We start from the raw sequence: 26,332 nt of genomic DNA, 5'->3' as shown, positions 1-26,332 counted from the left end.
AATCCTGGTTGAAAAGATGAGTAAGATAATAAAAGAAATCAAAGACCGCAGCTACAATGCTGTTTATGGTAAAGGTGTTTACAAATTGTTATACAGGTGTTGTAATTTGTGCCGGATGACATTCGACCCGGCTTACCGTTCCAGAGTCCTCAGCAGCCTGCGTTTCAAAAACGATTATCATCAGTTTTCCAATGCAACAGAAACCGACCGTTATCCTGATCTTTTCAATATAGCCAAAGAACATTTTAAAGAAATTGAGCAACCAAAACTGTTGTCTTTCGGATGTTCTACCGGCGAAGAAATCGCCAGCATCGCCCAATATGTTCCGCATGCCGAGCTGACCGGAACTGATATCAATCCATGGTGCATAAAAAAGGCAGACGAGGAATATGGATCAGAAAACAGGACATTTATTCATAGTTTGTCTGAAGATTTCACTCAACTCAAAGACCTTGATGCTGTTTTTTGCCTGGCGGTATTTCAACATCCTGCCAACCGGCATGAAAAGCACCGGAAGGAATCAGCCATACCTTTTGAAAAATTTGAAAACCAGCTGAAAGTACTGGACAAAAAATTAAAACCAGGAGGTTTGATATTTTTAGATCACTGTGATTTTAATTTCATGGAAACGAGCCTGATGCCTCATTACAGTATTTTAAACGCACCATCGAATCCGAAAGTGAGAGAGAGACCTCTTTTTAACAAGGATAACAGGAAAATTGCCGAAGTGAGTAAATGCTTCAGGGTTTTTCAGAAAAAGTAAAATGAAAAAGCTGTGAAATTATTTTCCACAGCTTAGAATTTGTCTCAGACCTTAGGCAGTTCCCAGGGCGAGCGGTAATGCGATTTGACTAATTTATTGGCTTCGTCATCGTTTTTGAAACCACGTTTTTCAGCATCCCATTCCAGTTTACGGCCTGTTCTGTAGGCAATATTGCCCAAATGAGCTACCAGGGCCACATTCCGGCCGGTTTCAATATTGCAATTCGGTTCTTTACGGTCTCTGATGCATTCCAGCCAGTTCCTGGTGTGGTTGTCGAGACCTATTTCGTTGGTTCTTCTCACGGGCAGGGCGTTCATCATGTATTTTCCGTCTTCCTGCAGCGGCATGATTTTCCAGCTTACGCGGTTGATGGCCAGAATCCCTTTCTCGCCGATAAAGGCTACACCGGGTTCTCCGGAATCATCAAGATAAGGTGACGTGCCCATGGCCATGAATTGCTCCCAGACCAGGCTGAAATTGCCGAAATCATAAACGGTGGTCAGCGTGTCCGGTGTTTCGGCGGCGTCATTCGGGAAAGCAAACTTACCTCCGATAGCCATCACAGATTTAGGTTCTTTGGCGTTCATACCGGCTAAAACCATGTCCAGCATATGCACACCCCAGTCCGTCATCAGGCCACCCGCATAATCCCAGAAATAACGGAAGGAGCCGTGAAAGCGGTTTTTATTGAACGGTCTTTTAGGAGCAGGCCCTAACCAACGGTCATAATCCACTCCTAGTGGCACTTCAGAATCCGGCACTACATCAAAATTCCGTCCGTAGTTTACATCTGCCCAGGCTTTTACCTGTCTGACTTTACCGATGGAGCCTGTCTTCAATTCTTTGAGGGCGTTAATCCAGTGCCTGTCGCTTCGCTGCCATTGACCTACCTGTACTATACGGTTATATTTTCTGGCCACTTTGACCATCAGATCAGCTTCTTCAATCGTAATGGAAATAGGTTTCTCCACATAAACATCCTTTCCGGCAGCACAGGCGTCTGCTACCTGTATGCAGTGCCAGTGATCGGGTGAGCCGACGATGACAGCATCCAGTTCCTTCATTTTAAGCAGTTCCCTGTGGTCGCCGAAGGTTTTGGGCTTATTGCCGAATTTCTTTTCGATTTCAGAGGCTCTTTTTTCTAACAAACCGGCGTCTACATCGCAAAGGGCTACACAGGTGGTGTCAGCATTTTTTAAAAAAGAAGAAAGATCAGCCCAGCCCATGCCTCTGACACCGATCAGGGCAACGTTAATGTGATTGGCATTTCTTTCAGGAGGAGTAGCTATGGCGTCGGTCAGCGGAATACCTGCACCCAGCGTAGCAGCCCCCATATTTTTCAAGAAGTTTCTTCGATTAGGCATAAGTATTATTTTTTCTCAAAAATATACAATTATTGAGAATAGACAATTGTTTACGGGGATTAGTGATTCTATTTTAAAGAAACTTCGGCGGGATCAATTAAAAGCCGGCCTGCGTCAGCTCAAGCTTCATCATCAGATCGGTCTGAATGTCTTCACCCAGTTTAAAAATGTGCTGATCGAATTCAACGAAACCGTTTTTCTTATAAAAACTGATAGCCTTTGTGTTCTTTTCCCAGACCCCAAGCCAGACGTACCGGGCATTTCGGTTCCTGGCTGTTTCAAGTGCTTTTTCGTACAGCAGCTGACCGATCTTTTGTCCGTGGAAATCTTTGGCCACGTAAATCCGTTCAATCTCGAAACCCTCATTTTCCTTTAGTTCGGTCTGGGCATCACCGAAATTAACCTTCAGATAACCGATGACTTGTCCGCCGGATGAGGCCAGATGAAACTCCGAGTTTTGATGGCTCACTTCCGCTGTGAGCTTTTCGATATTGAAACTTTCCTCGAGATAATTCTGCATATCTTCTTCAGTATTGCTTTCATCGAAAGTCTCTCTGAATGTTTGTATGCCGATATCGCGGAGCTTGTCTATATCGCTAAGCGTTGCTTTAGTAATTTTTATGGGTTCGTTGTTCATAGCTGTAAATTAAACTGCCGGAAATTGAATCAGGTCGCTGAAATCAGCTTTCCAGATATCCAGTTCAAAAAGCTGCCCTTTCTCATCGACATTCAGAGAGGCAATAACCTCCACACGGTCTTTGTCTTTAAAAGTATATTCACTGATCTGGTCGCCAAACTCCCTGTTGTTACTGACTTTTCCGTCAGGGAAAAGGTTCAGACTGCCTGACTCCCCCACATCTATTGAAGAAACCATCAGGTCTTTTTTCCAGGTATCCGGAAAGGATTTTGATGATTTTTTGATCATAAATGCAATGAATTTTTCTTCTTCAGGTGTCGGTCTTCTTAATGCTCCCATTGGTTTTATTAGAATTTAAAGAAAAGATACAGACTCAGAATCCATACTTTTCCGGCTCAAAGTTATCAAATTTTATCCGAATTTCTGATGACCCATGACCAGCTGATTTTTGTTTGCACGGTTTGGGTAAGGTGAACAGGTTAAAGACCGCTGCCTGGGTGTAAGACCGGCTTCCGGAACCGGCGTGAAAGCCGCAGAATGCCTGAATGATTCAGACCACAATCAAATAAAACCCCGCCCCGGTAAGATATAAACAAAAAATAATCGCCGGATATAAAAAAATGCTTCAATAGTTGATAACTTTGGATAAAACTAAGAATTAATGTGTTTTAGACACGTATTCAAAAAAGGTACGTTAACCTGAAGTACTGTTCTGGTATTGTCATTTTTCAATAAACAAACCTATTTTCAATCAAGATGAAAAAAACTTCTCTTTTACTTCTTTTTCTTCTGTTGGGCTCACTTACCTTTTCATTCGGTCAGGCGACACATCCGGCGTTTACAGTAGAAAAACTGTATGACAAACTTAAAAATCCATGGGGCATGGTATGGCTACCGGACGGACGGCTTTTGGTCACCGAGAGATCCGGAGAAATACTCGTGTTTAAAGGCGATAAATTTACAGGCGAAAAACTGTCGGGTGTTCCTGAAGTTTTTAACCAGGGACAAGGCGGTCTTCTGGACATCCAGATAGACCCGAACTATAAAAAGAACGGCTTTATCTATATTTCTTATGCAAAACCTGTGGAAGGCGGAGCTACCACGGCTGTGACCCGTTTTAAACTGAAAGGCAACCAGGTGACAGAGAAAAAGGATATTTTCCTGGCCAAGCCTTTTATCTCTGCCAATTTCCACTTCGGCAGCCGTATCGCTTTTGACAAAGCCGGTTTCATGTTTATCAGTGTCGGAGAAAGAGGTACGCAGCCAAAAGTACAACTGCTTGACAATGATCATGGTAAAATACACCGCATCTATCCTGACGGGCGTATTCCTAAGGACAATCCATATGCGGCCCAGGCCGGAGCAAGTGCTTCGATCTGGACTTACGGACACAGAAACCCGCAGGGGATGATCTATGATGCGGCTACCGACAGGATCTGGGCAGCAGAGCATGGCCCTAAAGGTGGTGACGAACTGAATCTGATTGAAAAAGGCAAGAATTACGGCTGGCCAAAAACTTCTTACGGTATCAACTATGACGGTTCTATCCTGACGGAATTCAAAGAAATGGAAGGCGTAACCAATCCTGCAAGATACTGGGTGCCGTCTATCGGACCATGTGGTATGGCCATCATCACCGGCGATAAATACCCTGGATGGAAAGGCAATCTTTTGGTGGGAGCATTGGCGTTCCGCCATATTGCCCGTGTTGAACTGGATGGTACAAAGTATGTAACCGAAGAAAAATTACTTCAGGATATCGGAAGGGTACGTCATGTAACCCAAAGTCCTGAAGGCATTATTTATGCTGTCAGTGAAGGCCCGGGGCTTTTGGTCAAACTTGTTCCGGCTAAATAATATCAGTCCTTTGTCAGAATAATCGTGCCGTCTTTTCTGCACGGTTATTCTTTAACCTTAAACCCGCAATCTATGAAACCTTACCTTTTATATTCAACCTTAATTGTCTGCTGTTTAATGAGTTTTGTTCTTCCGCCGGTTGCCAGAACCACCAGGCTTTTTGATGGTAAAACCTTTAAAGGCTGGGAAGGAGACACGATAAAAACCTGGAGAATAGAAAACGGGGCTATTGTGGGCGGCTCCCTTAAAGAGACTGTCCCTCATAACGATTTTCTGTGCACTACCCGTGATTACACCAACTTTATCCTGAAAGCTAAAATCAAACTGAACGGAACCAAAGGGTTCATCAATTCAGGCATACAGTTCAGAAGCCGCAGACTCACCAATCCTTCTTATGAAATGATCGGTTACCAGGCCGACTTCGGTGAGAATTTCTGGGTAAGCCTTTACGATGAATCACGCCGCAACAAGACCCTGATCAAACCCGACTCCGTGCAAGTATTGAAATGGATAAAAATAAACGACTGGAACGACTATGTCGTTCATGCCGATAAACGCCGTATCCGTCTGTATATCAATGGGAAACAGTCCGTTGATTACACAGAACCTGATACCAGCATTCCCCAGACCGGTCTGATTGGTTTTCAGATCCATGGAGGAGGGGCCGCACAGGTGTCGTTCAAAGACATCACCATAGAAGAACTTCCGTAAGGAGTACAATTAACCTTAGATTATATTTTTTAACCTTTTATTCTACCTTAAAACATGAAGAAATGCCTTTTACTCCAACTCAAACTTTTTGTCATTTTGCTGATGCCCGGCTGGGTTTCAGCGTTTCAACCCCAACAGGGCCAGGACACCTCACACATTGATCATGAATACAAGCTGGAAGCCACTATGCTTGGTTTTTTTGCGAAAGACGGTACCCGGAACCCTACATTAAAAGCCAATAAAGGTAACCGCGTCAGGATCACCATTACCAACGGCGAGGTAATGACACACGACATCGCCCTCGAAAAACTGGGAATCAAAAGCAAGACCATCCTCGAAAAAGGAACTTCAACCAGTATCACTTTTGTGGCTCAAAGCAATGATACTTATTATTGTACCGTCCCAGGCCACCGCATAGCAGGAATGGTGGGTAAATTTGAGGTTGTCGAGGGATCGCTTACCGGGAAGACCATTGCCGGTAAACTGCCGGTGAAAAACGGGCAGCCGCTGAACCTCAATTTTGAAACAGGCACTCTGAAAGACTGGACGGCCACCGGAGACGCGTTCAAAAGCCCGGTTTTCAGTGAAGACCCTTCACCTGTGCATGAAAAAGACATGCAGATCGGTTTTGAGGGTAAACATTTCCTGAGTTCAGGTGGCACAAAGGATTACAGACTGACCGGAACACTCAGTTCGGTACCGTTTAAAGTAACGCAGCCCTATGCCGCTTTCAGGGTTTCAGGCGGGGCTTTGCAGGACACCCGCGTTGAACTGGTGCTGGCCGATACCAAAAAAGTAATTTTCCATTCTACAGGACAGGGTCGTGCCACACTGCAACCTGTTGTGGCTGATCTGAGGTCTTACCTGAATAAAAATATCTTTATCAGGATCATTGATAATGAAACCGGTATTTCACCGATTCCTTACATCGGACATGATAAATGGGCACATATCAATTTTGACAACTTCCTGTTTTACCCCAGCCGGCCGAATTTCCCGAATGAGCTGAATCAGAAAGACATCATTGTGATGCCTCCCCTGGACCCGGTACTCAACTCAGGCTTATCCGGGATAGAGGCCGCCAAGGCGATGACCCTGCCGAAAGGATTTAAAATCACCCTGGCAGCGGCTGAACCTGAAGTGGTAAAACCTATCTGCTTTACCCTGGATGCCCGCGGCAGGTTATGGGTGGTGGAAGGACATACCTATCCTGTTCCTGCACCGGAAGGGCAGGGCAGAGACAGGATCCTGATTTTTGAAGATACCAACGGCGACGGGACACTGGACAGCAGAAAGGTGTTTATGGAAGGCCTTAACCTGGTCAGCGGTATAGAGCTGGGCATGGGAGGGGTATGGCTGGGGGCTGCACCTTACCTTTTGTATATTCCGCTTGACGCCGCCAATGACAAACCCGCCGGTCCTCCTCAGAAACTGCTGGACGGTTGGGGTGTGCACGATACCCATGAAGTATTGAACAGCCTGAGATGGGGGCCTGACGGCTGGCTGTATGGCACACATGGTGTGTTTACCCACTCCAATGTAGGCAAACCCGGTGCACCTGATTCGGAGAGATTAAAAATTAACGGCGGGGTTTGGAGATTCCACCCCACAACCCGTCAGTTTGAAGTTTTTGCGGAGGGCTCAAGTAATCCGTGGGGTATTGATTTTAATGATTACGGACATTCATTTATCACGGCCTGTGTTATTCCGCACATGTACAATGTGATCCAGGGTGGAAGGTACTTCCGCCAGGCGGGAAAACATTTTAACCCTTACATCTATGATGACATTAAGACCATTGCTGATCACGTGCATTACCTGGGCGACCGCGGGCCGCATGCCGGTAATTTCCGTTCTGCTTCGGCCGGAGGAGGCCACGCACATGCAGGAGCCATGATCTATATGGGAGGCAACAGCTGGCCGGCTGAATACCGGAATAATATTTTCATGAATAACATCAACGGGGCCAGGTTTAATGTGGATCAGCTCGTAAAATCAGGGACAGGCTATGTGGCAAAACACAAAAAAGACTTCCTGGTGATGAACGACTCCTGGTCTCAGTGGATCAACACGAAGTATGACCCCAGCGGATCGGTTTGGGCAATCGACTGGTATGACAAAAACCAATGTCACAGCCCGAATCCCGATGTTCATAATAAGACTATGGGCAGGATTTTCAAGATTACCAACGAAAATGATAAGTGGGTACAGGTTGATCTTTCCAAGGCTACAAATATGCAGCTGGTTAATTATCAGCTTAATCCGAATGAATGGTATGTGCGGCAGGCTAAAAATATCCTGCAGGAGCGTGGCCCTGATCCGGAAGTCCATGCTGCCCTGAAAGAAATCCTGGTGAAAAACCCCGATGTTACCAGGAAACTGAGGGCTTTATGGGCCTTGCATGTGACGAAAGGGCTGACTGAAAAAGACCTGAATGACTTACTTCTTAATACTAATGAGTATATCCGGAGCTGGGCCATTCAGTTGCTGGCAGAAGATAAAAAGCCGTCTGCCGAAACCCTAAAACGCTTTGCCGGACTTGCCCAGTCAGATGCTTCTCCTTTGGTGAGATTGTACCTGGCCGCCGCTATGCAGCGTACTGCCCCTGAACAGCGATGGGATGTGGTGGCTGCCTTATCACAAAAAGCTGCGGACAAAGCAGATCAGAATCAGCCGCTGATGGTATGGTACGCTGCTGAGCCTTTGGGTGAGGCAAACCCTGACCGTGCTCTGAAATTGGCTGAAAAAGCAAAATTGCCTAAGTTTTTGAATTATATGATACGTCGGGTAGGGGCGGTAAACACTGAAGAGGCCAGGAAATCGTTGAAAGAACTGAACGATCGATTGGGTAAATCTCATGACAACCACGAAAACCAGATGCTGATCGATAAATTACTTGAAAAACAAGGAACAGAGTGATGATCAAAGGGAAACGAAAGATGACAAAAGAAATGGAAAGTTATATCTCGTTTGTTCTTATAAAAACATTGAACATGATGAAATTACAAAAAAATAAATTGTCTGCCGTTGCAGCATTTTTGATCGCCGTCGGAATGGTAAGTTTCGTTTCTGGGCAGTCGGCTTACCCCGGTTTCAAAAAGACCACCATCACCACAGACTTCCTTTCTGAAGGCGTGGCAGTGGCTGACCTGAATAAAGATGGTAAACTGGACATTGTGGCGGGTTATTACTGGTTTGAGGCTCCAAACTGGATGCGTCACGAGATGGCTCCTTCGCGGGTGTTCGATCCGAGAAAAGAATACAGCAAGTCCTTTCTGAACCTCGGGATGGACGTCAACCTGGACGGATGGGATGATGTCGTGATCGTCGATTATCCGGGGGACCCCGGCTTTTGGTTTGAAAATCCGAAAAATAAACCTGGTGAGTGGAAAAAGCACATGATTGCTGAATCTGTAGGAATAGCCAACGAATCACCCGGTTTTATTGACATTGACGGAGACGGCAGACTGGACATCCTCTGCGGCGATAAGGCTAAAAAGCAAATAATATGGCTGCAGGCTCCTGTAAAAAAAGGTGAGACGGAATGGAAACGCCACGCCCTCAGTGCAGAGAAGTCACCGGGAACAGAAATGTATTCTCATGGCATCGGTTATGGAGACATCGACAAGGATGGCATCAAAGACGTGGTGGTACGGGAAGGCTGGTACAAAGGTACCAAAGACCTTAAAGGCGGCAACTGGGTATTTCATCCAGCCAACCTCGGAGAGCCCTGTTCACACATGCAGGTCATGGATGTAAATGGCGACGGTAAAAACGATGTCGTGGCTGCTTCGGCACATGCCCTGGGTATCTGGTGGTATGAACAGATCGAAGAGCAAGGCAAGATCAACTTCAAAACCCACCTTATCAGCAATGTGACGGCACAGACCCACTCATCGATCATGGCTGATCTGAATGGCGACGGCCGGGCTGAGTACATTACCGGAAAGCGTTTTCTGGCTCACAACGGACGTGATGCAGGTGATGGAGATACGCCCTACCTGGTCTGGTTTGAACATACGCCCGGCAAGGCCCCTTACTGGAAAGAACACATCATTGACGATGCCTCCGGTGCGGGTCTGAATATCACGGTAAAAGACATGAACAAAGACAAGAAGCTCGATATCATTATTTCTAATAAAAGCGGGGTATTCCTCTTTGAGAACACAATAAAGAAGTAAAAAACAAGGGGTGAAAAACTCACCCCTTATTCGTTTCAATCATTTATATTCAACTTTTCCGTTTCAGCTTTTAACTTTCCGGAATATCACAGGTCAAAGGCAGTCGCCTTTAAATTTGTAAACCTGACTACTTATTTACTATTGTTTCGTGAGGACCAACTCGGAGTTAAATGTACTCGACCGCCTCGAAAAGAAATTTACGGGAGCTGCTAATAAGGCTCCGTATTTGTAAAGGATGAAGGCTTAACAAATAGTATCAGAATAAATGGTCTTGTATGCACGCCCTCTATCATAGATTTTTACTTAGAATTACGACTGATTTCTAAATAGTATGGATTTAAGAGGGTTGAGTTTTTGTGGATAGTTCAGAGCTTCGTATATTTGAAATCAGGTGATGACAAAAAATCAATTAACATGAATATTATTTCACTAACAGACCAAACGGTCAGCGGAGCCTCTATAAACACTTTCGATATTTCGGTTGATTCAGAGGAAATTACACTTAGGGAGATCATAAGTGCCCGAGTAACATATGAGGTAGGACTTTATAATTCAAAGACAAAAAAGCCGTATTCCGGTTTGGTTACACCTTCCGCAACCGAGGTGACGCTGAATAAAATACCAAGCACTGGTAGAATTGTTGATGCCGAAGAGCAAACGTATGTGGCTCTGGATGGTTTTCTGAAAAACAGTTTTTTTGTTTTTGTAAATGATAAGCAAGTCGCAGATCTGGACTCAAAATTTAACGTAAAAGATATTCAGGAAGTAGGTTTTATTAAGCTAACCCCGTTAGTAGGAGGATGATAAAGGGAATTATAGATAGAATCAAGAAAAGTTTTGAGAAAGAGTTAGTCAAAACAGGAAGTGTTATTTTCGGGTATGACGACATAGTGAAACTTTCCGTAGAAGAATTGAAAAGGTTACATAACAATTTCGATTCTAATGTAAAATGTCTTGATTATTATACCAATATAGTTTTGCAGTTTTCAGATAAAAAGAAAATAGATTTTGCTGCCTATTGTATTAATCAAATTTATCTTCATGATACAAAAGAAGATTTTCATACCAATGGCGTACGACTTGATTATGCAACTAAGATTTTAAACTCTAGAATTAGATTCGAGGGAGAAGATTTAAAAGGTATCTTCCAGACTATCTTTTTGCTTTCGGAGCGGGAACTTAGAGCATCTCTTCATGTATGGGATTTTTCTTGTATTTTAAAGGAGATTGAATTACAGCGACAAGGCTCTGGGCTTTCACAAAGTATGAGAGAGGCTTTATTGTATTTAAAAACTCAAGCTATAGCGGTCAAAGAGAATAAATATTCCGATTATATAATTGTTGAAATTGTCGAAAAAGTAGACAAGCTTCTTTTTGATTCTGCCGAGGCCTATGAAACCAGGTCTGTTTTATTCATAGGTCAAGATGATTTCTCTGTTTTTGCCAATAATCTGATTGGTGAAAGGCTTAGTGAAGAAAGATTGTTATGGTATAAACTTGTTGAAATAGCTCAAAAAGTAAAAGGCTCTAAACCATCAAATAAATTCAATCAAGAAACTTTAGTACTTGCCCGGAATATCGGAATGGTTTCATTTAAAGAAATGCTTCTCCAATGGTTTTACTTTCTTCTTAATTTAAAAGAAAAGGAGATTGTTAGATCTCAAGATGTTTACTATGTTCATTCTCTCAATGTAGATCCGATCAGGGGATTTATCTGGATGTCAGTTCATTTTAATGATGACGACTCGATTCAATTGTTGTGCAGATTAGCTGAAAAATGTTGTAAAACAATTCCTTACAAAGGCCCTCTGGCCCCTTCTATTGGTAATGCTTGTATTTTTGCTTTGTCAGAAGCGAAAAACTTTAAAGGGATAGGGCAGTTATCAAGATTGAAATTAAGAATCAGACAAACTAATACGACTTCATTAATTGAGAAATATATTTCAGAAGCTGCAAAGAAGCTCGGGATATCGTCTGATGAGATAGAAGATATTTCTGTTGAAGATTTCGATTTAGTCGATGGTGTCAGAGAATATAAGTTTGAAGGTTTTAAATGTGTTTTGGAAGTTATCGGAGCGGGTAAGTCTTCATTAAGGTGGTTTAAGGAGGGCGGGACAGAACAAAAAACAGTACCTCTGTCTGTTAAAGAGGGCTACACTAATAAGCTAAAAGAGATAAAAGAAACTCAAAAACAACTTGATCAGGTTACAGTAACCCAGCGAGACCGGATTGACCGAATGTTCAGAGGAAACAGGGTAATGGATCTGGCCTATTTTAAAGCGAAGTATTTAGAGCATGGATTATTGTCAATATTGGTTCGGAAAATAATCTATGTTTTTCTGAAAGGAGAACTTAGGGCTGAGGCCATTTATCACAATGGCGTATGGAAAACGAATAATAGCGAAATTGTAGAAATAGACTCTTTTGATCAGGTAACTTTGTGGCACCCTGTAACAAGCAGTACTGATGAGGTGAAAAAATGGCGTGATTTCTTAAATGAGAACCAGATTTTGCAGCCATTGAAGCAAGCTTACAGAGAAATTTATCTTGTTACTGATGCGGAGATTAACACAAGAGTTTACAGTAACCGCATGGCCTCGCATATTCTGAAGCAACACCAGTTTGTGGCTTTGGCAAAAGCACGGAACTGGGCTGCCAAGTTCATGGGCGGCTGGGATGGAGGATATGAGAGTTTTGCTACATTAAAGCTTCCTGATCATAACTTAAAGGTACAATACTGGGTAAATTCGATTGATGGGCAGTTTGAATATTCTGACAGCGGGATGAGCAAATATATATCAACCGATCAGATAAGATTTTTGAATCTTGAAAATAATGAGGTGGTTGAATTAGCCAATGTTCCTTTGATTCCATTTACAGAAGCTTTGCGGGATGTGGATTTGTTCGTGGGTGTGGCAAGCGTAGGAAATGATCCTAATTGGGTAGATTCGGGAGAGTTTCGGGCACACAGAGGGTATTGGCATTCGTATTCTTTTGGGGATTTATCTGAAATAGCAAAAAACAGGAAGGTGTTATTATCCGCATTAGTTCCAAAACTTAAGATTTCTAGCGTTACTTCAATGACAGATCGGTTTGTAATCGTCAAGGGTAAAATCCGTACATATAAAATCCATATTGGTAGCACTAATATTTTGATGGAGCCTAATGATGAATATTTATGCATTGTGCCTGATAGAGGAAGTAAAGTTACAACTGGTAACATCTTCCTGCCTTTTGAAGGTGATACGGGCCTTTCTGTGATTTTATCTAAAGCTTTTCTTCTTGCCGAAGATGATAAAATAACGGACAAGACAATTACTTCTCAAATTAACCGAAAATATTGACTTATCAGAAATGTAATTCATTCCAGTTGTCTACATGTAAATAATCTCGAAAACGCCCTAAGAAAAAAACAATTAATGAATTAAATTAACTTTATTGTCTTGCCATCTCACCACCCGAAATTTAAACAAAACCTTAATGTAATATTCTGAAAGGAGTTACTTTTGCCATTTATATTGCTCAGAAATTTGATAGCAATTGAAAATTTATAATTCCGTATCTTGCCGCGGAACGATTTTTTATATCAATAAACTGAACTATCCAAATAAGATTTAAATAAACCATGAAGAAAGATTCAGACACTTTACCCGAAGAGAGGCATTTGATCTCCAGAAAGATTGATGCGTTTTTTATTGAAATTTACGAGATATTCAAATTCGTTCGCCGGTTTTTCGGGGAAGCATTTTCTTCTCCCTTTGAATGGAAGGAATTTATCAACCAATGTTACCAGATCGGTTACAGGTCGTTGCCCCTGATTTCGATGACGGGTTTTATCGTCGGAATTGTATTTACCAAGCAGTCCAGGCCCTCATTATCTACCTTTGGAGCCAGTTCGTGGCTGCCTTCGCTGATCACCATTGCCGTTATCCGTGCACTGGCCCCGCTGGTGACCGCCCTGATAGCTGCGGGTAAAGTGGGCTCCAACATCGGGGCAGAGTTGGGTTCTATGAAAGTGACCGAACAGATTGACGCCATGGAGGTATCAGCCACCAATCCATTTAAGTTCCTGGTCGTTACCCGTGTGCTGGCCACTACATTTATGATTCCCGTCCTGACCTTATACTCCGGGTTGGTGGCCATGATGGGGTCATTTGTCAATATCCATCAGAATGAGCAGACCAGTTTCGCTGCATTTATTAAAAATGCCTTCAGTACGATTTCGTTCCTGGACATTAATTCCTCGCTTGTCAAAGCCATCTGTTTCGGGTTTACGATCGGGGCAGCAAGCTGCTACCAGGGATATCATGCCGAGAATGGTACACAAGGGGTAGGTAAGGCTGCCAACACAGCTGTGGTGGTATCCATGTTCCTGATTTTTATAGAAGAAATGATCATCGTTCAGTTTGTTAATGCCATCAGGTAATTTTCAGCCGGATTTAATAAGAAAAATAATGTCAAACAGTAAAGACAGGGAAACGGTAATATCGATCCGGGGACTGAATAAATCCTTCGGAAGTCTGACTGTACTCAAAGGTGTGGACGTCGATGTTTTCAAAGGAGAAAACCTGGCTGTCCTCGGCAAATCGGGAGGAGGGAAATCGGTATTGATCAAAATCATTTCCGGTCTCCTGAAGCCGGATAGCGGCATAGTGAATGTGCTGGGCAGCCAGGTTGACAAAATAAGTAACCGGGAATTGCAGGAATTAAGACAGAAGATCGGGTTCTCGTTTCAAAGCAGTGCTTTGTATGACAGCATGACAGTCAGGGAAAACCTGGCGTTCCCTTTGTCCCGAAACAAACGCGAACTGAGTAAGGCAGAGATCAACAAGGCCATTGAGGAGGTACTTAATGACGTGGGGCTGCCCCAAACCATCAACCAGATGCCTTCTGAACTCTCAGGCGGCCAGCGAAAGCGGATCGGGATTGCCCGTACGCTCATTATGAAGCCTGAGATAATGCTCTATGACGAGCCTACTGCCGGCCTTGACCCCATCACCTGTATAGAAATCAATAACCTGATACTGCAGGTGCAGCAGGAATACAACACCAGTTCCATCATCATTACCCATGACCTGACCTGTGCTAAAAATACTTCAAACAGGGTGGCGGTTCTGATGGAAGGACAATTTCTGACTACCGGTACTTTTGAAGAAGTTTTTAGTTCGAAGGACGAACGCATAAAAACATTTTACGACTATAATTTTATACAAGAACATGAAACCATCTAAAAATAACCGTCCCGTCATCGTTGGAATTTTTATCATGCTGGGCATTGCCATACTGATCATTACCGTGCTTACACTGGGAGGTCAGAAAAAAACCTTTGTCAAGACGTTTACCGTCAATGCTATCTTTAATGACATCAGTGGATTGCTGGTGGGTGGCAACGTCTGGTTTTCAGGGGTAAAGGTGGGAACCATCAAGAAAATCAGTTTTTATGGGGACTCACAGGTGCAGGTAACGATGAACATCGAAAAAGAGGCCCAGTCGCATATTCACAAGGACTCCAAAGCTAAAATCGGCTCTGACGGGCTGATCGGTAACAAAATCGTCATTATCTATGGTGGCACCGCAGGGGCTGCACATGTGGAGAAAGATGATTTTCTGGCAGTGGAAAACGGCCTAAGCACAGACGATATGCTGGCTACCCTGCAGGAAAATAACAAGAACATCCTCGAGATTACCAAAGATTTCAAGAGCATCACCAAAAAGATTGACAGCGGAGAAGGGGCTTTGGCTACCTTGCTGAATGACGCTTCCATCTCAAAAAAAATCAGTGTGTCGGCAGATAACCTTCAGGCTACCCTGGCTAACCTGCAGAGGGTATCGGAAGGCAGCAAGGCGGTTCTGTCCAATCTCCAGAGCTTTTCAGGCAGACTGAACCAGGAAGGAACTTCCATCAATAAACTGGCCACCGATACGGTCATGTATCAGAGTGTGAAAGCCACACTTGCCCAGCTCAATGATGCGTCTAATTCACTGACCAATTTTACAGCTAATCTGAAGACTTTAAGTGATAAGCTCAACCGGAGTGACAATTCAGTCGGAGTATTGCTGAATGATCCCAAGTCTGCGGAATCTGTCAAAGCCACTTTAATCAACCTGGAATCCGGCAGTAAAAAGCTGGATGAAGACCTGGAGGCTTTGCAGCATAATTTCCTTTTCAGAAAGTATTTTAAGAAAAAGGAGAAGGGACAATTGGATGAAAAGAAACCTTAATTCATTACAAATTGTGTATTTTTAATGAGAAACAATGACTTGTGTAAGTATATTTACACAAGTCATTATTGTATATACCGTTCCCTTGCTTTCTGAAGAATGAAAAACGTTTGTTTGTGTTTATTGCTGATCGCTACTGTTTTCAAAACCTATTCCCAGGATTTAAGCCTGGGCCTGAATCTAAAACCCAGGTACGACAGTGCAAGAATTGCCTTTGAAAACTTTGAAAGTAAACATGGAGGTTTTGTGACTACCAGGAATGTCAGAATGCATTACCTGGAATGGGGTAACCCCAAAGATGTACCTCTGATCTGGGCACACGGAAGTTTTACGAACGGCTATGAATTGATGGACATTGCCGGAAAGTTGGTCGATCAGGGATATTACCTGGTCGCGATTGATTACTACGGACATGGACAGACCCCGATTCCGGCTCATGAGGTGTCGCTGCATCACGTGGCTGATGATATCAAAGCCCTGATGGAGGCAAAGAAAATAAAGAAGGCGGTTGTGGGTGGCTGGTCAAGGGGTGGGAGTATCGCCACAGCATTTTACGACACCTATCCCGGGAGTGTCTCAGGTCTTATTCTGGAAGACGGTGGTTCGGTGGCTGTAAACAGCCATTACCAGCGGATGACGGAAACAGAGTTAAAATCCCGGGTGGCCGATATTTTTAAGGACAGAGTGGAATATGGTCGGTTTGACAGTGAATTTGAAGCGTACAAGGCATATTATGACCATAGTTCAGGTGGGTTGCAGTTTGAGCTCCTGGCCTGGTTAAGCAAAGATAAAGAAGGTAAATGGAGCATAGGTGCGGGTCTCGAAGAGCTTTTTCATATGAAAACTGCGGAACAATTCCTGGGAAATATTCTGAGGCCGGCACAATCCACACTTTTCGCCAGATCGATGGCGGTCATGGAGCCGGAGATCATTTACAGAAACCTGGATGTTCCGATGCTGATTCTCGACCCCATCTCTGATCAGGATATACAGCCGTTTGAAAAAGCCAATGAAAAACTCAGAAGTCTCCATCCTGAGCTGATTACGCATAAAATATATGAACAAACCGGACATAATATCCATTATGAAAAACCCGATGCGTTTGTGAAAGATGCAGGTGAATTCCTGAAAATAGTCAGAAAACATAAGAAGAAATAAAACCCGGAACTTTATGAAACAACTGAAATTTACTTTGTCCCTGATGGTCTGGCTTTCCGTCTCCGCCGCGATGGCTCAGCAGATGGCCGATAAAGATTTTGACTACCCCATAAAAAATCCGGCTTATGAAACAGGCAAGGGTTCAGTCATCACTTTAGATGAAGCCCATTTTAATTTTCATACCTTAAGCGGGCGGTATTTACCATTCGGGCATCTGCTCCGGAAAGACGGGTTTGTTCTAAAATCAGGTAAAGAACCCTTTTCTGTTTCTTCCTTGTCGGAGACCAAAATCCTGGTCATTGCCAATGCCCTGGCTGATACCCTGCCCTGGAAATTGCCTGCCAAAACGGCTTTTACCAAAGAAGAAATCAATGCCCTGGTTAAGTGGGTATCAGGAGGAGGAAGCTTATTTCTGATTGCCGACCACATGCCCTTTGCGGGTTGTGCAGCAGAGTTGGCGGCTGCTTTCGGCTTTAATTTTATCGACGGCTTTGCGATGAGGAGGGATAAGAAGCCTGAAGTTTTTTCAGTGAAGAAGAACAACCTGTCTGCTAATAAAATAACTGCCGGGGCAAATGAATCAGAGCAGATCGAATCGCTGATGTTCTTTACCGGGCAGGCCTTCATTGCTCCGAAAGAAGCGACTGTCATCACTGCACTGGATGATGACTATGAGGTGTTGCTGCCATCCACCGCCTGGGAATTTAAGGATAACACGCCAAGAATGTCAGGTCAGGGCCTGGTTAACGGGGCTTTTATGGCGTTTGGCAAAGGCAGGCTGGTGGTGATGGGAGAGGCCGCCATGTTTTCAGCCCAGGTGTCAGGTCCGCAAAAGAATAAAGCAGGCATGAACCATCCGGATGCCAGACAAAATCCGCAGTTTTTACTGAATATTATCCACTGGCTGGACGGGAGATTGTGATTTGTAAACGTATATTTGTGTTTTAAATGAACCCTATCTTAGATGCTGGTAAATACAAATAAATTGTTAGGTATTGATAATTTAAATTCATCTGTCAGAATACAGTTCAGAGGTCTGTTTCTTATTCTGATATTGGTTTCATCTTTTTTCCTGAATGCCTGTAAAGAAAAAGGTGTTCCTTCTGATCCGGATCGGGTTCCGACCGGGTATTGCAAAAAGGGAGATTTTTCTATGATGATTGATGGCGAAAGATATTGTACGGGATTTGGAGAATATAAACCGTCCCTAAATTCAAGATTCAGTGATGAGGAAAGGGATGACGTACTGAAATTTTGGTTTTTATTTGACGTGGAAAAATCAAAAAAACATAAAGATTGGGAGAGGATTTATTTTATTGGGACTGTACGTAATATAAACAAAATCGGAGTTTATTCTTTCGATAATTCAGATTACGACTTCACTTCAGATCAGAATGGTTCTATCCGGACAAGCTTCATTTGGATTGGGAAAAAGAATATTCCATGGACAGACGACTATTGGTATCATACAAAAAATCAATATGTTGTTAAGAAGGGCTTTTTTAAGGTAACCAGATTTTCCAAACAATATATAAGTGGCACTTACTCTGTTACAGCGTCGAAGAAAGACGGGGAAACTGTTAATTTTAACGGATATTTTGAAGACCTTGATGTGAAATAGTAGTTTAGTATACAATTCATTTTTAACGATCAGAGTAAGCGAAGGTGGACACAACATTGAAGAAAATGTGATTGAAAGAAGGTATATCAATGGGATAAATAACCTCTTTGATATTTATATTTCTATAGTTGATGAAGTGATGATTTTTGATAATTCAAACGATAAAGCTGAGTTAATCGCTGAAAAGTTATTCGATACAGAGTTAAAAGTAGTAAATGAAACCAAATTTAATGCATTTAGGAAATATCATGAAAGAGTTTAAAAGAACAGAACAGCAAACCAGGATATTGGAAGGCATGGAAAAAGTGCACGAGCGTCTTATTACATTTAAAAAGAGAGTGAACAGTGAACTGGTGGTCATGAGAGACAATAAAATTGTAAGGATCAAACCTGAATAAATGTTATTTTGTACACCATGTCCGTCCCATTTTTCCAGCACATCAAGAAATTCGTCAGCATTCCTGACGAAGACCTCCCCGGTATCCTCAGCCATTTCCAGGTATTGAAAGTTAAAAAGAAACAAAACCTGCTTGAAAACGGCATGGTTTGCCGGACCAACTATTTTGTAGTTAAAGGCTGCCTCCGGATGTTTTTTATCAACGACAAAGGAACAGAACAAACCATCCAGTTTGCCATTGAAAACTGGTGGATCAGTGATTATCTGGCTTTCCTGAATCAGAAAGAGAGTAATTTCTGTATCCAGGCCGTGGAAACCAGCGAAGTGCTAGCCATCGATTTTCAGACCCAGGAAAAGCTCCTGGCCCAATACCCTGCCATGGAAAAATATTTCCGGTGTGTTTATCAGAAAGCTTTTGCCGCCTCGCAGCTGAGGGTAAAATACATGTACGATTTTTCAAAAGAGGATTTATACCTGCATTTTGAGAAATGGTTTCCCGAATTTGTACAACGCATCCCGCAATACCTCGTTGCCTCTTACCTGGGCTTTACACCGGAATACCTGAGCGAAATCCGGAAGAAAAGAATTTCTTAAACTGGATTAAGTTTTCTTGATCCGGCTTTTCAGACCTTTGTCGTATTAAAATGACAATATGACCATGACAAAGCTCTCGCCGCTCTTTTTACGCCTGGCCCTCGGAGTATCGTTCTTATCTGCCGTCGCAGACCGTTTCGGCTTCTGGGGTTTGCCGGGCAGCCCATCCGTCAGCTGGGGCAACTGGCAGAATTTCTTAAGCTATTCAAATGCAGTCAATTCTTTTGTGCCACACCAGTTAGCAGAAGTGCTCGCTGTAGCTGCCACGGGCCTCGAAATCCTCCTGGGTTGGTTGCTGATCCTGGGTTACCGGGTACGTCTGGCTGCATTGGTTTCAGGCATCCTCTTGCTCAGTTTTGCCCTGGCTATGACCATCAGTTTTGGCTTTAAACCTTCGCTCTACTATTCAGTCTGGACAGGTGCTGCGGCGGCCTTTCTTTTAAGTACAGCAACTTCAAATATGTACAGTATAGATCAAATCATCTCAAAAAAATAAAACAATGGAAAAAAGAATCAATATTCAGCAGGTGGAACCTGAAGCCTACAAAGCCATGTATGCTCTGGAAGGGTATCTGAAAACGACCAAACTGACCAAAACACAACTCAACCTGATCAAAACAAGGGCATCACAAATCAACGGATGTGCTTATTGTATTGACATGCACACCAAAGAAGCCATAAAAAGCGGCGAGACCACCCAGAGACTCTTTTTACTGAACGCCTGGAAAGAAACGGGGCTTTTTACAGAAGAGGAAAAAGCAATCCTGGCCCTGACGGAAGAAGTGACACTGATTCACCAGGGCGGCGTAAGCGACAAAACCTATCAGCAGGCGGAGAAATTCTTCGATAAAAACTATATCGCTCATATCATTATGGCCATTGTGACCATCAATGCCTGGAACAGGATCGCCATCTCCACACAGTTGGAGCCAGGCTCATAAAATAAGTAAGCAACAGGCGGGTCAGAAAAGGCTGGTGGTTTTTTAATCATCAGCCTTTTTTAGGTTGGAACGACAAAACTCTGTTATATATCTTTAAAGCAATTGGGCTGGGAGGATTTAAAGCGTAAATTTGGGTAAATCAAAAACCTTAAAATATTGTAGCCTGACATATGAAAACTAAAGTCATTGTTGCCATCCTCTTATCCGCGGCTTTTTCTGTAAAAAGCCAGACCTTGCCCCCTTCTTCAAAAGTCCCGATTGTTCATCTTTTCAATGGTAAAGACCTGAATGGCTGGTACCAGGTATATGACGGTAATGGTCCTGAGAAAAACCTGTTTAAGGCAGAAAACGGTATGATACATGTTTACCCGGCCCAGGCCGAAAATTCCACACAGTCTTTCGGAGCCATCATCACTGAAACCGAATATGAAAATTATACGCTGAGCCTGGAATACAAATGGGGAGAAAAGAAGTTCAAACCAAGGGAAAACAGTGTCCGCGATGCGGGGGTGCTGATCCATGTGTTTGGCGAGGATGTGATCTGGCCTGCGGGAATAGAATGCCAGATTCAGGAAGGCGATACGGGCGATCTCTGGATTGTGAAAAGCAGGGCCAGCACTAAGGTGCATCCCATGAACAGGAATTTTGATGAAGATGGACTGGTGAGTACACTCGGCTCCAGAGAACAGCTGTACAGTCGCTTTCCGAGGTCGTATTATTGGGAGAAACCGGGCTGGAATAAAGTAGTACTGGAGGTTAAAGGAGATTTTGCCCGCTTTTATGTCAACGACAAGCTGGTCAATGAAGCCATTAACATGAAAAAATGGGACGAGACTCAGAAAAAATGGATTCCGCTGGTTAAAGGGAAAATACTTTTACAGGCCGAAGGTTCTGAGGTGTTCTACAGAAATGTCACTTTGCAGCCTTTGGTGAAAGAATGATAAAATCCATAAACCTTAATGAGTACAGAAAAAGAAGAGATCAAACTCAGTAAATTATTAAGCCTTGTATTGAGACACAAGCCTGATACGATTGGAATTGAACTGGATGAAAACGGATGGACGGATGTTCAGGTTCTGATGGATAAGCTTAACCAAAGTGGGATAGGCACGGACATGGACGGTCTTAAATACATAGTAGAAACCAATCCGAAGAAGCGGTTTGCCTTTAATGAGACTTTTGATAAAATAAGAGCTAACCAGGGGCATTCTGTAGACGTGGAGCTGGGTTATGTTCCGAAGGTACCGCCTGTGATTCTGTACCATGGTACGGCACAAAAATCTGTTAGTTCCATTCTTGAATACGGATTGAATAAAGGAGCGAGGCACCATGTTCATTTGAGTCCTGATCTTGAAACTGCCGTCAAAGTGGGTCAGCGGCATGGCAAACCGTTTGTATTTGAAGTGCTTGCCGGGCAAATGGCTGAAGATAACATCGATTTTTATTTATCTGATAACGGAGTCTGGTTAACGGATCATGTTCCGGTGAGGTACCTGACGGAATTTAAGGGAAATCATGAGGTTTAGTTCTACAGATTTATTGGATGATGCATAGTTATGACCCTGAAAGGGTCAAATATTTATAGAAAACAGGGATTAATGTGTTTACCCGACCCTGAATGGTTCGCACCACGGTGTTGAAGATTCGTTATTTCTTAAGACGACAGATTACGATTAGCAAGCCCGGGAAACAAAACCTACAAATTCGTTCGACCCATTCAGGGTCGTAAACTTGTGATTCAAAGATTTTCTATAAACATGTGAATCCTTCGGATTCATTCGCTGTGAGCGTAGGTACCTATTTTTCAAAAAAAGGAATCGACGAATTCGGGCGACCCTGAAAGGGTCAAATGTTTATAGAAAAAAAAGAACCAATGGATTTAAACGACCCGGAAGGGGTCGCACCCACACGACGATTTATATTCTTAGTATGTGTCTGGATAAATGGTATCAGTTAAACCGTATTTAAAAACAATTTTGGTTGAAATTATCTCCGCAAATGTTAACTTGGATTTTATTTTGCTTTTAGCTTCAGCCGGGTCAGCATATGGAAAACCTACTTGTTAAATACGTTTCAAAATCTCTTTCGCTCAGTGTGGAAGAAATCAATGCGATTGAACAGGAGATTGTGATCCGGGATTTCAGAAAAGGCACCATCCTCCTGAGAGAAGGGGAGGTGTCTACCAGATGCTATTTCAATTTAAAAGGCCTGGTCAGGCAGTATTACCTGGTTGACGGGGAAGAGAAAACGACAGCCTTTTTTGCTGAAGAGCAGGCCGTCAACTCCTTTGAAAGTGCCAGTCAGCGGATACCCTCGAAACACTATCTGGCGTGTGTGGAAGACTGTACCCTCGTGGTGGGTGATCTGAGTACTGAAACCGACTTCCTGGAAAGATTCCCGAGACTGGAGATCCTGGTCAGGATGATGGTAGACCAGGACTTCGGGAAGCAACAGGAAATGCTGGCTTCTTACATCATCACAAGCCCTGAGGAACGGTACCTGAAGCTTCTGGAAAGCCCTTATAACCTCATTCAGAGGGTGCCGCAGTATCAGCTGGCGGGTTATCTCGGCATTACGCCCGAATCCCTGAGCAGGATCAGGAAACGTATCCTGGTGAAGTGATTTTTTTTGCTGAGAAATACGTATTTCATACCTTAACTGCTGACCCGTTTTGATTATATTTGTGTGACAGGACACGCAGTCCTGGCAGTGCTTTCTTTTACCATATAAAATCAAAAAAAACATGTTTAAACACGGTCTTTTTCTCGGCCTTATTTTCTTTTTTTCAGGATGCAGAACCACACAATTGCCAGACCAGGGCATTACTTCTGACGACATCATCATTCAAAAGCTGAGCGACCATGTTTATCAGCACATCACTTTTCTTCAGACCCAGGATTTTGGCAAGGTATCCTGTAACGGCATGGTGGTTTTTGATAAAGGAGAAGCCATTGTTTTCGACACGCCGGGTGATGATGCCGGTTCGGCCAAACTGATCGACTGGATCGAAAATAAACTTCATTGCAAGGTAAAGGCCGTTGTGGCTACCCATTTTCACATGGATTGTGTAGGTGGACTGGCCGAATTTCATAAACGCGGCATTCCTTCTTACGCCAATAATCCGACTATCGTATCTGCCAGGTCAAGGAATTTTCCGGTGCCTCAGAAAGGATTTGATAAGGACATCAATCTGAAAGTGGGCAATAAGAAAGTCATCACGGAGTTTTTTGGTGAAGGCCATACCCGCGACAACGTCATCGGGTATTTTCCTGACGAAAAAATCATGTTCGGAGGTTGCCTGATCAAGGAAGTCAAAGCAGGCAAAGGAAACCTGGAAGACGCCAACGTGAAGGCCTGGTCTGAGACGGTCATCAAATTGAAAAATAAATACCCTGAGGTTCAGAAAGTAATCCCGGGCCACGGCAAAACCGGCGGAACAGAACTGCTGGATTATACGATTAAGTTGTTTGAGGGGAATTGAGCCGTAGCCGTTTCACAGGCTTTGGGGAAATGTTCATTTAATAAAAAGCACTTAAGATTTTACTTAAGTGCTTTTTTGATGTTGTAACCGCGTTAGGATTCAAACCTGAAACCTTTCCGAAGACGTCAGGGGGTATTTCTATGTCCTCAACTGACTCAAACCACCCCTTTCCTCACCGCAATCCCCGACAGCATCTCATACATCTTCTGAGGGACGAAAGGCTTGTTGATGATGTCATAAATGCCCATTTCTGCTAATTTGGCTTTTACTTCAGCCATAATATCGGCGGTGAAAACAATGATATGAATCTCAGGGTATTCTTTTCTGATAATCGTAGCCAGTTCGTATCCGTCCATTTCAGGCATGTGCAAATCCACGAGGGCAACATGGTAAGTATTTTCTTTCAGAATCGCTACGGCGTCTTTTCCGCTGTTGACGCTGTCAGGTTGTACCCCGAAATATTCCAGTTGTTTTTTCGCGACGATGACATTGATCAGGTTGTCCTCCACTAAAAGTACTTTTAAGCCTGAAAGTTTTCTGCCATAATCCGGCAGGGCCATCGAAGTCCGTTGCTCTGTTCTAATCTCCTGGTTTTCGGATGTCCTGAAGGAGACTTCGAAGTAAAATTCCGAACCCACGCCAGGTTCAGAATTCAGGAATATCTCGCTGTCGTGCAATTCGACCAGCCTCTTGGTGATGGCCAGCCCCAGACCGGTACCGAAGTGTTTGCGTTGGGTGGAATGCTGAACCTGTTTAAAGCTCTCAAATACACTCTCCTGAGCTTCTTTCGAAATCCCGATGCCGGAGTCTTTGACAGAAAACCGTATTTTAGCCTGACCCTTTTTATTTGAAACCAGGGTAATGGACATTCTGACTTCACCTTCATCCGTGAATTTGATGGCATTGCTGATCAGGTTATTCAGTATTTGTCCGAGACGGACAGAATCTGCAAAAACGGCTCCCGGCAGGCGATCATCAATCGTTTCGTTAAGTTGTATTTTTTTTGTTTCAGCGAGGTTCTGAAACTGGTTTTTGATGTTTTTGACGAGTTGACGGAGGTCCAGTTCAGAATAGGCCAGCTCCAGTTTGTCATTCTCCATTTTGGTGAGATCGAGAATGTCATTGATCAGCTGCATCAGGTGGTCGCCTGAGAAGATCAGGTTGCTGATGTATTCTTTCTGGTCTTCTGAATGATTAAGTTTCAGAAGGTTGGCAATCCCGATGATGCCGTTCAGCGGCGTCCTGATCTCGTGACTCATGATCGACAAAAAGTCAGACTTGGCCTTTGAGGCCCTTTCAGCTTCTATCCTGGCATTGGTCAGTTCCAGCTCATTTTCTTTATGTTGGGTAATATCCATAAAAGCCCCCCTGATAGATACAGCTTCGCCGTCTGTAAAAACGGGAGAACCCATGGAGCGTATCCAGATCATTTTTCCGCTGGGGGTAATGATCCTGAGCTCCGTGTCAAAACCTGTTTCTGTAGTTACAGCCTCATGCGTAATAGCAGCGATCCGTTCCCGGTCTTCTTCATGGATAAACGCCCGGATACTTTCAAAGGTTGGAATAAAATTCTCATTCTGCTCAAACATGATATAAGCCTGCTTTGTCCAGAAGATTTCCCCCGTTGTGAGGTTAAATTCCCAACCTGCTGTGCGGCTGAGCGACTGGCTGACTTCCAGCAGCTGACGGTTAAGCTCCAGTTTCTTTTTGGTTTCCTGCAGCAACAGGTCAGACAAAACCTGGTAGGTAATATCCTGAATAGTCACCACCATGGTGAGGTCAGACAGCTCGGAAGCTTTAAAAACCTGTTTTATTTTTACTTTAAACCACTGGTTGGTTGACGGATCTATGTGTTTGTAAACCGCTTCCCTGGGTTCTCCGGTTTTGATAACATCCCGGATCGGCTCCATAAATGAAGGGGCAAGGGGTCCCATTACCTCTTCGATCGTTTTGCCTATAAACTGCTCTTTGGGCATAAACAGCATGGATTCATCATGCACCCACACATTTCTGAAAACCATGTTTCCGTCTACCTCAAACACAATGTCTTCTATTGAAGTGATAAGTGCGTGTAAATGGGCCGTAAGGGCTTTGAGTTTGGTTTCTGTTATGTCTTCACTATGTAATGATGTCATGAGCAAAGGGATAAAAAATGTGTATTTATTAAGTAAGAGTGTATATCAGGAATGATTGTAAATCAATAACGGCCGGGAGGTTATTCCATTTGAACAGACCAAAGGTTTTATTTTTTTTCTGTGCGAAAATCATCTCATGGCTGAATGAATTACTGTAAAGTTGATATACGAATGAACTATTGTGTTTTGTAGAATTTTATGCAAAAATCATGCCATGGGAAGGGGTTTTGTGAAGTTTATATATAGTGTCTGACAATGCCCGGATTCAGC

At 43.4% G+C, this 26,332-nt stretch carries 25 protein-coding genes; 21 read left to right on the top strand and 4 right to left on the bottom strand.

The annotated features are described in order from the left end of the window. Window positions 1–16 precede the first annotated feature (16 nt). Complete coding sequence (locus GVN16_RS03590) at window positions 17–763, top strand: class I SAM-dependent methyltransferase (protein ID WP_166562457.1); 747 nt, start codon at window positions 17–19, stop codon at window positions 761–763. A gap of 44 nt (window positions 764–807) precedes the next feature. Here GVN16_RS03590 and GVN16_RS03585 read toward each other — a convergent pair whose 3' ends face one another. The 3 genes from GVN16_RS03585 to GVN16_RS03575 form a co-directional block, all read right to left on the bottom strand. Beyond that, complete coding sequence (locus tag GVN16_RS03585; protein WP_166562456.1) at window positions 808–2,127, bottom strand: Gfo/Idh/MocA family protein; 1,320 nt, start codon at window positions 2,125–2,127, stop codon at window positions 808–810. 97 nt (window positions 2,128–2,224) lie between these two features. Next, window positions 2,225–2,764, bottom strand: coding sequence for a GNAT family N-acetyltransferase (locus GVN16_RS03580; protein ID WP_166562455.1), 540 nt, complete (start codon window positions 2,762–2,764; stop codon window positions 2,225–2,227). A gap of 9 nt (window positions 2,765–2,773) precedes the next feature. Beyond that, on the bottom strand, window positions 2,774–3,103 hold the full coding sequence (locus GVN16_RS03575; RefSeq protein ID WP_166562454.1) for a DUF6984 family protein: 330 nt from the start codon (window positions 3,101–3,103) through the stop codon (window positions 2,774–2,776). 417 nt (window positions 3,104–3,520) lie between these two features. On the opposite strand from GVN16_RS03575, the gene GVN16_RS03570 reads away from it, so the two are divergent. From GVN16_RS03570 to bla, 20 genes are all read left to right on the top strand, one after another. After that, on the top strand, window positions 3,521–4,621 hold the full coding sequence (locus GVN16_RS03570) for a PQQ-dependent sugar dehydrogenase (protein WP_166562453.1): 1,101 nt from the start codon (window positions 3,521–3,523) through the stop codon (window positions 4,619–4,621). Window positions 4,622–4,738: 117 nt separating this feature from the next. After that, window positions 4,739–5,332, top strand: coding sequence for a DUF1080 domain-containing protein (locus GVN16_RS03565; protein WP_229244014.1), 594 nt, complete (start codon window positions 4,739–4,741; stop codon window positions 5,330–5,332). Window positions 5,333–5,434: 102 nt separating this feature from the next. Continuing rightward, window positions 5,435–8,251, top strand: coding sequence for a PVC-type heme-binding CxxCH protein (locus GVN16_RS03560; RefSeq protein WP_409013161.1), 2,817 nt, complete (start codon window positions 5,435–5,437; stop codon window positions 8,249–8,251). Between the two features lie 134 nt (window positions 8,252–8,385). Continuing rightward, the gene (locus GVN16_RS03555) at window positions 8,386–9,513 is read left to right on the top strand and encodes a VCBS repeat-containing protein (protein WP_229244037.1); all 1,128 of its coding nucleotides are present in this window, start codon (window positions 8,386–8,388) and stop codon (window positions 9,511–9,513) included. 414 nt (window positions 9,514–9,927) lie between these two features. Next, on the top strand, window positions 9,928–10,317 hold the full coding sequence (locus tag GVN16_RS03550) for a hypothetical protein (protein ID WP_166562449.1): 390 nt from the start codon (window positions 9,928–9,930) through the stop codon (window positions 10,315–10,317). After that, window positions 10,314–12,857, top strand: a complete 2,544-nt coding sequence (locus GVN16_RS03545) for a DUF4132 domain-containing protein (protein ID WP_166562448.1) — start codon at window positions 10,314–10,316, stop codon at window positions 12,855–12,857. Before GVN16_RS03550 ends, GVN16_RS03545 begins: the two co-directional genes overlap by 4 nt. A gap of 281 nt (window positions 12,858–13,138) precedes the next feature. Continuing rightward, window positions 13,139–13,939 carry an ABC transporter permease gene (locus tag GVN16_RS03540; protein WP_166562447.1) on the top strand — a complete coding sequence of 267 codons (801 nt, stop codon included), beginning with the start codon at window positions 13,139–13,141 and terminating at the stop codon, window positions 13,937–13,939. A gap of 28 nt (window positions 13,940–13,967) precedes the next feature. Continuing rightward, on the top strand, window positions 13,968–14,744 hold the full coding sequence (locus tag GVN16_RS03535) for an ABC transporter ATP-binding protein (RefSeq protein ID WP_166562446.1): 777 nt from the start codon (window positions 13,968–13,970) through the stop codon (window positions 14,742–14,744). Then, the gene (locus GVN16_RS03530; protein WP_166562445.1) at window positions 14,731–15,735 is read left to right on the top strand and encodes an MlaD family protein; all 1,005 of its coding nucleotides are present in this window, start codon (window positions 14,731–14,733) and stop codon (window positions 15,733–15,735) included. The genes GVN16_RS03535 and GVN16_RS03530 overlap by 14 nt, the downstream gene beginning before the upstream one ends. A 99-nt stretch (window positions 15,736–15,834) precedes the next feature. Further along, the gene (locus GVN16_RS03525) at window positions 15,835–16,893 is read left to right on the top strand and encodes an alpha/beta fold hydrolase (protein ID WP_166562444.1); all 1,059 of its coding nucleotides are present in this window, start codon (window positions 15,835–15,837) and stop codon (window positions 16,891–16,893) included. Window positions 16,894–16,906: 13 nt separating this feature from the next. Next, the gene (locus GVN16_RS03520; protein WP_166562443.1) at window positions 16,907–17,815 is read left to right on the top strand and encodes a hypothetical protein; all 909 of its coding nucleotides are present in this window, start codon (window positions 16,907–16,909) and stop codon (window positions 17,813–17,815) included. A 42-nt stretch (window positions 17,816–17,857) separates the two neighbouring features. Then, window positions 17,858–18,514, top strand: coding sequence for a hypothetical protein (locus GVN16_RS03515; protein ID WP_166562442.1), 657 nt, complete (start codon window positions 17,858–17,860; stop codon window positions 18,512–18,514). Window positions 18,515–18,729: 215 nt separating this feature from the next. Further along, the gene (locus tag GVN16_RS03510) at window positions 18,730–18,912 is read left to right on the top strand and encodes a hypothetical protein (RefSeq protein ID WP_166561778.1); all 183 of its coding nucleotides are present in this window, start codon (window positions 18,730–18,732) and stop codon (window positions 18,910–18,912) included. Between the two features lie 17 nt (window positions 18,913–18,929). Continuing rightward, complete coding sequence (locus GVN16_RS03505; RefSeq protein WP_166562441.1) at window positions 18,930–19,505, top strand: Crp/Fnr family transcriptional regulator; 576 nt, start codon at window positions 18,930–18,932, stop codon at window positions 19,503–19,505. 64 nt (window positions 19,506–19,569) lie between these two features. Next, entirely contained in the window at window positions 19,570–20,001 is a 432-nt protein-coding gene (locus GVN16_RS03500) for a DoxX family membrane protein (RefSeq protein WP_205748770.1), read from the top strand. A 4-nt stretch (window positions 20,002–20,005) separates the two neighbouring features. Continuing rightward, the gene (locus GVN16_RS03495) at window positions 20,006–20,446 is read left to right on the top strand and encodes a carboxymuconolactone decarboxylase family protein (RefSeq protein ID WP_166562439.1); all 441 of its coding nucleotides are present in this window, start codon (window positions 20,006–20,008) and stop codon (window positions 20,444–20,446) included. 170 nt (window positions 20,447–20,616) lie between these two features. Continuing rightward, on the top strand, window positions 20,617–21,387 hold the full coding sequence (locus GVN16_RS03490) for a DUF1080 domain-containing protein (RefSeq protein WP_166562438.1): 771 nt from the start codon (window positions 20,617–20,619) through the stop codon (window positions 21,385–21,387). Window positions 21,388–21,405: 18 nt separating this feature from the next. Next, on the top strand, window positions 21,406–21,972 hold the full coding sequence (locus GVN16_RS03485; protein ID WP_166562437.1) for an RNA 2'-phosphotransferase: 567 nt from the start codon (window positions 21,406–21,408) through the stop codon (window positions 21,970–21,972). A 520-nt stretch (window positions 21,973–22,492) separates the two neighbouring features. Further along, entirely contained in the window at window positions 22,493–23,068 is a 576-nt protein-coding gene (locus tag GVN16_RS03480) for a Crp/Fnr family transcriptional regulator (RefSeq protein ID WP_166562436.1), read from the top strand. Between the two features lie 121 nt (window positions 23,069–23,189). After that, window positions 23,190–23,927, top strand: coding sequence for a subclass B1 metallo-beta-lactamase (gene bla / locus GVN16_RS03475; RefSeq protein ID WP_166562435.1), 738 nt, complete (start codon window positions 23,190–23,192; stop codon window positions 23,925–23,927). A gap of 155 nt (window positions 23,928–24,082) precedes the next feature. Here bla and GVN16_RS03470 read toward each other — a convergent pair whose 3' ends face one another. Next, window positions 24,083–26,062, bottom strand: a complete 1,980-nt coding sequence (locus GVN16_RS03470) for an ATP-binding protein (RefSeq protein ID WP_166562434.1) — start codon at window positions 26,060–26,062, stop codon at window positions 24,083–24,085. Window positions 26,063–26,332: the final 270 nt, after the last annotated feature.

Source organism: Emticicia sp. CRIBPO (genome assembly GCF_009905725.1).
Taxonomy (GTDB): Bacteria; Bacteroidota; Bacteroidia; order Cytophagales; family Spirosomataceae; genus Leadbetterella.
The sequence above is the reverse complement of the archived record's forward strand: the minus strand, read 5'-3'. Positions and strand labels throughout refer to the sequence as shown.

Excerpts from the sequence above, each read along its gene's own strand:
- GVN16_RS03590 (WP_166562457.1), top strand. The coding sequence starts at position 17 with ATGAGTAAGATAATAAAAGAAATCAAAGACCGCAGCTACAATGCTGTT.
- GVN16_RS03515 (WP_166562442.1), top strand. The coding sequence starts at position 17,858 with ATGCTGGTAAATACAAATAAATTGTTAGGTATTGATAATTTAAATTCA.
- GVN16_RS03480 (WP_166562436.1), top strand. The coding sequence starts at position 22,493 with ATGGAAAACCTACTTGTTAAATACGTTTCAAAATCTCTTTCGCTCAGT.
- GVN16_RS03535 (WP_166562446.1), top strand. The coding sequence starts at position 13,968 with ATGTCAAACAGTAAAGACAGGGAAACGGTAATATCGATCCGGGGACTG.
- GVN16_RS03505 (WP_166562441.1), top strand. The coding sequence starts at position 18,930 with ATGTCCGTCCCATTTTTCCAGCACATCAAGAAATTCGTCAGCATTCCT.
- GVN16_RS03575 (WP_166562454.1), bottom strand. The coding sequence starts at position 3,103 with ATGGGAGCATTAAGAAGACCGACACCTGAAGAAGAAAAATTCATTGCA.
- GVN16_RS03550 (WP_166562449.1), top strand. The coding sequence starts at position 9,928 with ATGAATATTATTTCACTAACAGACCAAACGGTCAGCGGAGCCTCTATA.
- GVN16_RS03470 (WP_166562434.1), bottom strand. The coding sequence starts at position 26,062 with ATGACATCATTACATAGTGAAGACATAACAGAAACCAAACTCAAAGCC.
- GVN16_RS03555 (WP_229244037.1), top strand. The coding sequence starts at position 8,386 with ATGGTAAGTTTCGTTTCTGGGCAGTCGGCTTACCCCGGTTTCAAAAAG.
- GVN16_RS03580 (WP_166562455.1), bottom strand. The coding sequence starts at position 2,764 with ATGAACAACGAACCCATAAAAATTACTAAAGCAACGCTTAGCGATATA.
- GVN16_RS03485 (WP_166562437.1), top strand. The coding sequence starts at position 21,406 with ATGAGTACAGAAAAAGAAGAGATCAAACTCAGTAAATTATTAAGCCTT.
- GVN16_RS03510 (WP_166561778.1), top strand. The coding sequence starts at position 18,730 with ATGAAACCAAATTTAATGCATTTAGGAAATATCATGAAAGAGTTTAAA.
- GVN16_RS03560 (WP_409013161.1), top strand. The coding sequence starts at position 5,435 with ATGCCCGGCTGGGTTTCAGCGTTTCAACCCCAACAGGGCCAGGACACC.
- GVN16_RS03565 (WP_229244014.1), top strand. The coding sequence starts at position 4,739 with ATGAGTTTTGTTCTTCCGCCGGTTGCCAGAACCACCAGGCTTTTTGAT.
- GVN16_RS03585 (WP_166562456.1), bottom strand. The coding sequence starts at position 2,127 with ATGCCTAATCGAAGAAACTTCTTGAAAAATATGGGGGCTGCTACGCTG.
- GVN16_RS03530 (WP_166562445.1), top strand. The coding sequence starts at position 14,731 with ATGAAACCATCTAAAAATAACCGTCCCGTCATCGTTGGAATTTTTATC.
- GVN16_RS03540 (WP_166562447.1), top strand. The coding sequence starts at position 13,139 with ATGAAGAAAGATTCAGACACTTTACCCGAAGAGAGGCATTTGATCTCC.
- GVN16_RS03500 (WP_205748770.1), top strand. The coding sequence starts at position 19,570 with ATGACAAAGCTCTCGCCGCTCTTTTTACGCCTGGCCCTCGGAGTATCG.
- GVN16_RS03545 (WP_166562448.1), top strand. The coding sequence starts at position 10,314 with ATGATAAAGGGAATTATAGATAGAATCAAGAAAAGTTTTGAGAAAGAG.
- GVN16_RS03570 (WP_166562453.1), top strand. The coding sequence starts at position 3,521 with ATGAAAAAAACTTCTCTTTTACTTCTTTTTCTTCTGTTGGGCTCACTT.
- GVN16_RS03495 (WP_166562439.1), top strand. The coding sequence starts at position 20,006 with ATGGAAAAAAGAATCAATATTCAGCAGGTGGAACCTGAAGCCTACAAA.
- bla (WP_166562435.1), top strand. The coding sequence starts at position 23,190 with ATGTTTAAACACGGTCTTTTTCTCGGCCTTATTTTCTTTTTTTCAGGA.
- GVN16_RS03520 (WP_166562443.1), top strand. The coding sequence starts at position 16,907 with ATGAAACAACTGAAATTTACTTTGTCCCTGATGGTCTGGCTTTCCGTC.
- GVN16_RS03490 (WP_166562438.1), top strand. The coding sequence starts at position 20,617 with ATGAAAACTAAAGTCATTGTTGCCATCCTCTTATCCGCGGCTTTTTCT.
- GVN16_RS03525 (WP_166562444.1), top strand. The coding sequence starts at position 15,835 with ATGAAAAACGTTTGTTTGTGTTTATTGCTGATCGCTACTGTTTTCAAA.